Genomic DNA, 7732 nt, shown 5'->3' with positions numbered 1-7732 from the left:
CTGATATCTACCTCGTCACGCTTATAGGTATCCATGTTAAATTCGTTGCCGTGAAAAGTTCCTGGATACCAATCGTAGATTTCAGCAATGTGCGATGCCAACTGGGCCGTAGTCCAGGAGTGTGCTGAGGGTATAAAATCCAAAGCACTGTTTGGTATTGCATTTAAAAGTTTGCGGGTGTTTTCTGCTTCATGAAGAAATTCACCCAAAAGTGATTTAACCAGCATCATTTTATCTTTTATAATAACTGCGAAATGGGGTGATAATTAATAAATCACCTTAAGTGTCTTTTGGTTTTAAAAAACTGCCATCAATGATTAAAAGTTTCACGCTTTCCTGTGATACTGACCGGTGTGAACTTAAATCGTCAGAAACCACATACGTCATCCCCGCGCTAAGCGCGAATGTTGCTCCATCCTCCATTTCACTTACAAAGCTACCTGCCAAACAATGTACAATATGGCCTTTCTGACACCAATGATCGGCAAGGTAGCCCGCAGAGTAGGTTACAATCCTGATCCTTAAGCCATCCAGGTTTAAGGTTTGCCATGTTGCTGTGCCTGTTTCGCCAGGGTATTCTACTTTTTCTATCTGGCTCCAATCTATATTGGTAAAGGGTATCGTATACATAGCTGTTTTTTAGTGGCTTAAAATTAATAAAAGGAGATCAGATTAACAGGTATCTTAAGCGGTTTTTACACTTAACGGAGTGCTTGGTTTTCTTTTCAGAATGAGTGCTGCTACCAATGAGATCAATATTCCTACAGGCAGTATTTCCATATAAGTAAATAGAACTACCATGACTGGGTTTTTGTACATTTCCTGACTGGAAGCCAGTTCTTTTGTCTTAGTTGCCAGCTCAGCTGCCGATGCACCATCTGCTTTGGCTTCTCTAAGTGCCTGGGCAACATATTTATCCATAAAATCAGGCATAAATACATAATAATCAATCAACCAGACAATAACATATATGGTAGAAGCTACCAAACTGATCAATGCCCCGATTTTAAATGCTTTGCCGAAAGTGATTAATCCATCGTTGTATTTATCGCGGTAGTTTTTGATGCCGACAAAAATAAAGGAAAAAGCCAATACCATTGAGGCATAACCGATAAGCATGCTGTGTTCAAGATTCGGGTCGCTATAACATCTCGCCATAGAGAGCACCATCAAGGTTGATACAATTAAGCCGGCGATTAATCCAAATACAATTACGTTCTTTTTCATCTGTTTATAATTTAAGAGGTTTACACCACAAAATTGCTTCGATTATTTTTTTTAACCCTCATACTTTAGGGTGATTTTTCAGATTGATTGCTTTTTAATACCAATGCGTCAGTGCACTAAGGGATAATACAGAGTCTTTTGGCTGTTTCTATGGCCTGTGTTCTGCGTTTAACTTCCAGTTTCTCGAAAAGCCTGGCGTTGTGTGTTTTTATGGTGTTTAAGGAAACAAATAACTTTAACGCAATTTCCTGGTTGCTTAAACCTACAGACATGAGCTGCAAAACCTCCAGCTCTCTTTTGCTGATATTGAGTTTGGTCAGTTCTTTTTCGTTGAGGATAAATGCTTCAGGCTTCCCGGTAAAAACTTCTTTTTCGATCAGTATGGTTTTGGGCCTGGTTAATTTAAGCGCAAGCCAAATGCCTAAAGCTGTAAAAATAACAGCTATCGAACCAGCATAAATTTCGAACGCATGGTTGATGATAATGAAACGAAGTTCAAGCCATTTCAGTAAAAACAGTAGTGCAGCCAGGAAAACCCCATATAAGATTACGCTTTTATTTTTAGCGAGAAAATTCGATGTGTTTGCCATTGGTTATCTGTTAATCAAAAATAAGGAATTTAGTCTGAAGTAGTCAAATTCTACCATCTAAATACAGAAAGTAAGGCGTTTGAATCTGAAGGAGAAGCAAATGCCAGAGGTTGTGGTCTTTATAATTAATAGACAGGGAAATACAGACATAAAACACGATCTGTTGCACTTTTTAAGCAGATGCGGTAATTTTCTGGTGACTTTGATAAAATAAGCGCAATAAAGATTATAAATTAGCAAAAAAATAAATAACAATACCTATGAAAATTACGCTTTATGCACTCTTACTTTCCGTTGTTTTAATTGGCTGCGGTAAATCTGAAAAAGCCTACAAGGCAAGATCGTTTGCTGCCAGTGACGATTTTAATGTTTTCCCGAAATCGAAGAAAAATGTACTTACTATCGTAAAAACAGATTCTGGTGCTATGGCAGCAGCCGATCGCTTTGCCATTCAATATAAAGACACCACTATAATTGTTGACGATGCTCCAAATGCCGCTGCGCAGAAATTTATTGTTGCATCATTCATCAACACACAAAAAACAGCTGTTTTAGTACAGGTAGCCAATGAAACAGGTAAAATGGCTCCTTTTTATATCATTTCTGTTAATGATGGAAAAACCGAAGTGGTGAGCTTGAATAAACCATCAAAAGGTGCTGAAGATAAAAAATATACAAACGGTTTAGAAGAATTAACACGTAGTAATATTTTGGTGAATAACGATTTTTTTATCACAACTATAAATTCAAGGGTTTATCCTATTAAGAGACAAAATCCTGACGAACGTATCCAGGGGAAATTTTTTATGTACTCTAGTGATAAAACCACACTAGCCTTTTTAACCGCCAATTCTTTGTACCAGGTAAATACGGCAACGGGCGAAACTTTTAACCTGCCATTGCCAGCAGCATTAATAAATGAAACTGAAACCCTTGTTGGAAATATTCAAAGAGATTATACCTGGGTAGCGAATGCAAATGGAACATCTTTCTTAAAGAAAAATGCTGATGATGACCGCATTGTAGATATTAAGGAGTTTAAGCACTAAGATTTTGTGAAGTTTTATTGGTTGGGGCTATACTATGTTTTAACTCAATTAGAATTGTTGTCAGTTTGAGGGATAATTTATTGTATCAACACCAATATAAATTACAAGAGATGAGTCGATTAGAAGTATCGTCATTTCAACCGTAGTGTTCCAAAGGAACTCCTTCGGAGGAGAAATCTTTAACTTCGATTTCAATAACATAGCTCAAAGATCTCTCCACTCCGCTGTGCTTCGGTCGAGATGACGATCTTTCTATTGGATCCTGCTAATTTGAGCCTGTCGAAGGGCTTTTTTAGTCGAAACAAAATATTTGTCCTTCGGCAGGCTACCTTTGATGTTATTTGGTAATAATATAAATATGAACGATTTATGCCGGATTTGTATTTCCGCCCAACTAGGCCGTAGCACCGTATCACCGTTCTACTTAGACCCGGCCTAACAAATTTTTCGGGCCGCACTCCTCAAGCCAACGCCCTAGCTTCGAAAGAAAAATTTTCAGCCGGCATTTTTTGTTTCTTTTTGATGCCAAAAAGAAAGAGCCTTTCGGTGGCGGCGAGCCGAGGCAAGACCGCGCCTTAGGGCAAAAGAAATTAATTAAACGTCACTCACATTGATTTTTATATAATAAATTACCCTTCAGGATGACAATATTTTTCCCCCTAAATAAGTCCAATTTAAGCTAAACCACCATTGTTCTAAAGGTGAGGTTTATCCTTGGTTTACTTACTTTTTTGGTTGGTGGAAGGCGGTGCAGCCAATTGGTTTGTGTTTCATCTTTCATCACCAATAAACTTCCATTTTCTAAAAATAAGGTTACCGTTTCTTTAGTTTTTTTGTGTTTGAAAAGAAATCTTCGCTCAGCGCCGAAACTTAATGATGCAATGGCAGAATCTTTAGCTAAGGCCTTCTCGTCATCGCTATGATAAGCCATTCCTTCATCACCGTTGTGGTATAAATTAAGTAAACAAGAGTTAAATGCGGTACCTGTTTGTTCCTCTGATATTTTTTTTAGCTCCAGTAACTCCTTTGTCCATGGTAAGGCCATTTTCGATTTATTGGAGTAGGTATAAGAATAGGCTTCATCTCCGTACCAGGCTACTTTTCTTTTGGTGATGATGTGTTTGCCCATAATAAAAGCTTCGTCATTCTTCCATTCAATAGTATTCATCAGCACATCGAAATAATGATCAGCTTCTTGTATCGGAAATAATTTTCCATAATAATTTACTGTTCCATCGTATGGGAGCAGATTTTGGTTAACATCTATTGTAGTGTTGAATAAATCCATTGTTTATATGCTGTGTTTAAGCAATGCCCGCAAGGGCGGTAACCATGTTGAAGCGCTTCATCTACAGAACGGAAAAATACACGGTTTTCTTTCTTCATCCGCTTTCCCGATCTGCATTTAAGTAATCCGTAAATCTTCAACCGGGCATTTCCGCCAAGGCAAATATCTTTGTTTTTTAAATGTTTTTTGAGTTCTTCCGTTGAAATATCTGCATGTTTGATCATACAGGGTTAGACATTAGTTTTTGCGGCCTCCCAACCAATCATGGCTGTTTTTCTGTTCACTCCCCAATGGTAACCGCCCAAAGCACCGCTTGATTGTATTACCCGGTGACAAGGAATGAGAAAGGCTACCGGATTATCGCCAATCGCTGTACCCACTGCTCTGGATGCATTAGGATTTTGTAATTGTTTGGCAATGTTACCATAAGTGGCCAATTTACCCATAGGGATTTTTAACAAAGCTTCCCAAACTTTTAACTGGAAATCAGTGCCTTTTAAATGTAGTTTAATCTGGTGCAATTTGCTCCAATCGTGACTGAAAATAAATAATGCATTCTGTTGTTCTTTATCCAGTATCTGCTGATATTGAGCTGCTGGGAATTGGCGTTGCAAATTTGCCAAAGCAATATTTTCGTCGTCATAAAAAGCGATATGGCAAATTCCTTTTGAGGTGCTGGCTACAATGATATTACCGAACGGACTTTCTGCAAAACTATAATTGATGTGGAGATTTTCGCCGCCGTTTTTGTATTCTCCCGGTGTCATCCCTTCAATGTTTACAAAAAGATCGTGCAACCTGCTGGTTCCCGATAAGCCGGTTTCTAATGCGGTATCGAATAAACTTTGGTTTTCTTTCAACATTTCTTTGGCATAACCAATGCTAATGTATTGCAAAAAACGCTTAGGGGTAGTGCCGGCCCATTCGCTAAATAATCTTTGGAAATGAAAAGGGCTTAAATTTACTTTCTCTGCAATTTCTTCTAAACCAGGCTGTGTTTTAAAATTCGCCCTGTATCCCAGGGAGGATAAATCCTAATCCCTCTTTTACCTTCTATTCCATTTTTGGTAATAATTTTATGTTGTACCAATATGGCTTTTGGAAAAATGAACTGGCCACATAGGTCAGCATTATTAGCAGATATTATTAGGAGGTCAAATTCATCCTGATCATTAAACGGAGTAGTAATTCCTGCTTCATTCCGCTTCCATATGGTTACAAATTGACCAGTCTTGGTTGGGGTAATTTTAGAAAGGCGGTGCTTGATTTTTAGACCGTTTAATTCAAAAGTACAGGCTGCATATTCCCGACTTTCACCTTCTATTTGCAGGTTATTTATTTGATAATTAAGCGGGCTGTAAACTAAATTGAATGCGGTTCGTAATATAAACGGTATTCGATTAATTGGACTTTCTTTTGGAGGCATATTGGCTAATAAAACTGGAGATGAAAGAAATTGGACAAAAATGGGGCTTGTATTTAATTTACCGCAACGGTTTCAGCTTGTTGATCAACCAGACCTTTATTGTTCTTCGATAATTGATTGTCCTTTTGATTTATCTCCCGATGTCCACTGCCAGGTTTCATGAAGTCTGATTTTGCCATTTGCTAATTGTTCTGGCTTTGAATGGCAGATTCCGGTCATGAGTTCCCCTTGATTATTTACCTGGTGATAGCGCATTTCGATGTTGCCGTTTTCATCAACTAAGCCAATCAAATGACCAAAAATAATTTTTCCACCTGTATATTCAGCAGTAAGGATATTTCCTGTTTGTTTATATCTAAAAATGGTTTCGTTTGACGTTTCTCCATTTTCTGTATTGCTTGTGGGTTTAAAAAGCTTGTTGTTATAGTTTATCATAAGTTGATAAAACTAACTATCTCCTCCTGAATAAAAAAATCATAAGATTAGCCTGCTACAAATTTTAGGTGTTTAAATCCAGTGATAAGTTAATTGTATAATGGTTATTAATTTCTCGCTGATCACACAGATTAACGCTGAGTAAATTACAAATCAGCGCTTTCTGCGAAATTTGCGGGAGATTATATGCGTCTTTTTATGCTGGAAATAACACTAGCAAATCAAAGCGTTTTAAACTAGGCCAACCAAAGCTTTTCTTCCCTTTTTACCAGCAGATACCTGTCATCACCTAAAACCAAATAACCGTATTCATAGCAGAAAATGTATGTGTTGCTGTTCTGGGTTTCATAACTATAAGTATGGTATTCAAAATTAAAGCCTGCCGAAATTAGCTTTTTACCGGTAACCTTGGTTTTGCCATTTGGATTAAGAGCAGCAAGGATAGCACGATTCTTTCTTAGTATGCTATTTACCCTTTTAATCACGAGATTATCCTCAATCTTTAAACGATTGTTGTAATTGTTACGACAAGAATCATCGCAGTATTTTTTGTCGGCCCTTCCTCTAATCAGGGTTCCGCAGTCTAAACATAAACGTTCCATAATAATTTCTTTTTTTTATTATGGGATGATGACCTAATTTATAAAATAAAATGGTGGAATAAAAAAAATATAAAACATCCTCATTGAAGCTTTAAATGCATGTTTTCCGTGTATAAACGTTTATAAACGACTATAAATGTTTACGAACCGACTAATTTTTGATCATCTTGGCACTTTTGTCCTGTCGGTTATCGAGGTGATGACTGTTCGTTAAACATTTAGAAACTTAAAATTTAAAGATCATGGAAAGTGCAATTAACAAAGTAGTATTGAGCGGATTTGCAGGAGCAGATGCAGAGATTAAAACTTTTGGAAATCAGAAATTAGCAAGAGTTAACCTGGCCATAAACGAAAGCTATAGAAATGCTGCAGGAGAGGACATAAAAAAAGTACAATGGTTCAATTTAACTTTCTGGAATGCAAAAGCCGAAATTGCCGAAGCTCAGGTTAAAAAGGGTACAGGCTTAAGGGTAGAGGGCAGGTTACAGGCAAATAGTTACGACAGTAAAGATGGGAAAAAGCGTTATGGGGTAGACGTAGTCGTTAGCGATGTGATAATTAGAGAAAATGAAAAACAGGAGGCTTTTTAGCCTGTAGCATAATCGCATCATGTAAATGTTTGATTTATATGATGCGATTTAAAGATTACAATTTAATAGAAAGGCCAGTATAAAAATTAATTCCTGGGGCTGGGTTAAAATACCTCCCATTTGCGGCGTTTAAATCATTGCCTAAGCTGTAATCAACGTTTAGTAGATTGTTTAAGCCTGCAAATAAATCAAGACGGGTTCTGCTTAACCTTAGGTTTTTTATTCCTGCTTTTACTTCAAGCAGATGGTATCTTTTAGAGAAGGTGGTATTGGCATCATTTAGCGGAATGGCTGAGGTGTAGTTGTGTTGAGCAAAGAAATAAAGTTCTTTCTTAAAGTTAAATTCGAGACTATTAACCCATATGTTTTTTGGAACTCCGGTAAGTTGGTTACCCGCATAATTGCTAGTGCCGCTTACAAAATCTTCAAATTTAAATCGGCTCCAGGTATAATTGCTTCTTAGTTGTAATCCTGTTAACCATGAAGTATTGTTTTTGATAATCCACAAGGCTGTTTCCAGCTCAA

12 protein-coding genes and 1 pseudogene are annotated in these 7732 nt (G+C 37.3%); 2 read left to right on the top strand and 11 right to left on the bottom strand.

Annotation, left to right across the window (positions count from 1 at the left end):
• The 4 genes from AC1DND_RS18090 to AC1DND_RS18075 all read right to left on the bottom strand — a co-directional run.
• Positions 1-230, bottom strand: a 230-nt coding sequence (locus tag AC1DND_RS18090; RefSeq protein WP_477583720.1) for a DinB family protein, incomplete at its 3' end; no start/stop codon positions are given.
• A gap of 49 nt (positions 231-279) precedes the next feature.
• Positions 280-630, bottom strand: coding sequence for a DHCW motif cupin fold protein (locus AC1DND_RS18085; protein ID WP_477583719.1), 351 nt, complete (start codon positions 628-630; stop codon positions 280-282).
• A gap of 54 nt (positions 631-684) precedes the next feature.
• Positions 685-1227, bottom strand: coding sequence for a DUF4199 domain-containing protein (locus AC1DND_RS18080; protein WP_477583717.1), 543 nt, complete (start codon positions 1225-1227; stop codon positions 685-687).
• Positions 1228-1343: 116 nt separating this feature from the next.
• Entirely contained in the window at positions 1344-1817 is a 474-nt protein-coding gene (locus AC1DND_RS18075; RefSeq protein ID WP_477583715.1) for a response regulator transcription factor, read from the bottom strand.
• 260 nt (positions 1818-2077) lie between these two features.
• Here AC1DND_RS18075 and AC1DND_RS18070 point away from each other — a divergent pair, with 260 nt between their 5' ends.
• Entirely contained in the window at positions 2078-2866 is a 789-nt protein-coding gene (locus tag AC1DND_RS18070; RefSeq protein ID WP_477583713.1) for a hypothetical protein, read from the top strand.
• A gap of 679 nt (positions 2867-3545) precedes the next feature.
• On the opposite strand, the gene AC1DND_RS18065 is transcribed toward AC1DND_RS18070, so the two are convergent.
• The 6 genes from AC1DND_RS18065 to AC1DND_RS18040 all read right to left on the bottom strand — a co-directional run bounded on the left by AC1DND_RS18065 (position 3546) and on the right by AC1DND_RS18040 (position 6617).
• Complete coding sequence (locus AC1DND_RS18065; protein WP_477583712.1) at positions 3546-4154, bottom strand: alpha-ketoglutarate-dependent dioxygenase AlkB family protein; 609 nt, start codon at positions 4152-4154, stop codon at positions 3546-3548.
• Positions 4130-4378, bottom strand: a complete 249-nt coding sequence (locus AC1DND_RS18060; protein ID WP_477583710.1) for an Ada metal-binding domain-containing protein — start codon at positions 4376-4378, stop codon at positions 4130-4132. The genes AC1DND_RS18065 and AC1DND_RS18060 overlap by 25 nt, the downstream gene beginning before the upstream one ends.
• Positions 4379-4384: 6 nt before the next feature.
• Entirely contained in the window at positions 4385-5176 is a 792-nt protein-coding gene (locus tag AC1DND_RS18055) for a methylated-DNA--[protein]-cysteine S-methyltransferase (protein ID WP_477583722.1), read from the bottom strand.
• The gene (locus tag AC1DND_RS18050; RefSeq protein ID WP_477583708.1) at positions 5137-5580 is read right to left on the bottom strand and encodes a MepB family protein; all 444 of its coding nucleotides are present in this window, start codon (positions 5578-5580) and stop codon (positions 5137-5139) included. Before AC1DND_RS18050 ends, AC1DND_RS18055 begins: the two co-directional genes overlap by 40 nt.
• 96 nt (positions 5581-5676) lie before the next feature.
• Positions 5677-6015 carry an avidin-fold protein gene (locus tag AC1DND_RS18045; RefSeq protein WP_029277439.1) on the bottom strand — a complete coding sequence of 113 codons (339 nt, stop codon included), beginning with the start codon at positions 6013-6015 and terminating at the stop codon, positions 5677-5679.
• 236 nt (positions 6016-6251) lie between these two features.
• Positions 6252-6617, bottom strand: coding sequence for a hypothetical protein (locus AC1DND_RS18040; RefSeq protein WP_477583706.1), 366 nt, complete (start codon positions 6615-6617; stop codon positions 6252-6254).
• Between the two features lie 242 nt (positions 6618-6859).
• Between AC1DND_RS18040 and AC1DND_RS18035 the strand changes: the two genes are divergently transcribed.
• Entirely contained in the window at positions 6860-7207 is a 348-nt protein-coding gene (locus AC1DND_RS18035) for a single-stranded DNA-binding protein (protein ID WP_215132117.1), read from the top strand.
• A gap of 55 nt (positions 7208-7262) precedes the next feature.
• On the opposite strand, the pseudogene AC1DND_RS18030 reads toward AC1DND_RS18035, so the two are convergent.
• Positions 7263-7732: pseudogene (locus AC1DND_RS18030) on the bottom strand (TonB-dependent receptor); the annotation flags it as partial.

The organism is Pedobacter sp. 01N416 (assembly GCF_056399685.1).
The sequence above is the reverse complement of the archived record's forward strand: the minus strand, read 5'-3'. Positions and strand labels throughout refer to the sequence as shown.

Excerpts from the sequence above, each read along its gene's own strand:
- AC1DND_RS18085 (WP_477583719.1), bottom strand. The coding sequence starts at position 630 with ATGTATACGATACCCTTTACCAATATAGATTGGAGCCAGATAGAAAAA.
- AC1DND_RS18080 (WP_477583717.1), bottom strand. The coding sequence starts at position 1,227 with ATGAAAAAGAACGTAATTGTATTTGGATTAATCGCCGGCTTAATTGTA.
- AC1DND_RS18075 (WP_477583715.1), bottom strand. The coding sequence starts at position 1,817 with ATGGCAAACACATCGAATTTTCTCGCTAAAAATAAAAGCGTAATCTTA.
- AC1DND_RS18070 (WP_477583713.1), top strand. The coding sequence starts at position 2,078 with ATGAAAATTACGCTTTATGCACTCTTACTTTCCGTTGTTTTAATTGGC.
- AC1DND_RS18065 (WP_477583712.1), bottom strand. The coding sequence starts at position 4,154 with ATGGATTTATTCAACACTACAATAGATGTTAACCAAAATCTGCTCCCA.
- AC1DND_RS18060 (WP_477583710.1), bottom strand. The coding sequence starts at position 4,378 with ATGATCAAACATGCAGATATTTCAACGGAAGAACTCAAAAAACATTTA.
- AC1DND_RS18050 (WP_477583708.1), bottom strand. The coding sequence starts at position 5,580 with ATGCCTCCAAAAGAAAGTCCAATTAATCGAATACCGTTTATATTACGA.
- AC1DND_RS18045 (WP_029277439.1), bottom strand. The coding sequence starts at position 6,015 with ATGATAAACTATAACAACAAGCTTTTTAAACCCACAAGCAATACAGAA.
- AC1DND_RS18040 (WP_477583706.1), bottom strand. The coding sequence starts at position 6,617 with ATGGAACGTTTATGTTTAGACTGCGGAACCCTGATTAGAGGAAGGGCC.
- AC1DND_RS18035 (WP_215132117.1), top strand. The coding sequence starts at position 6,860 with ATGGAAAGTGCAATTAACAAAGTAGTATTGAGCGGATTTGCAGGAGCA.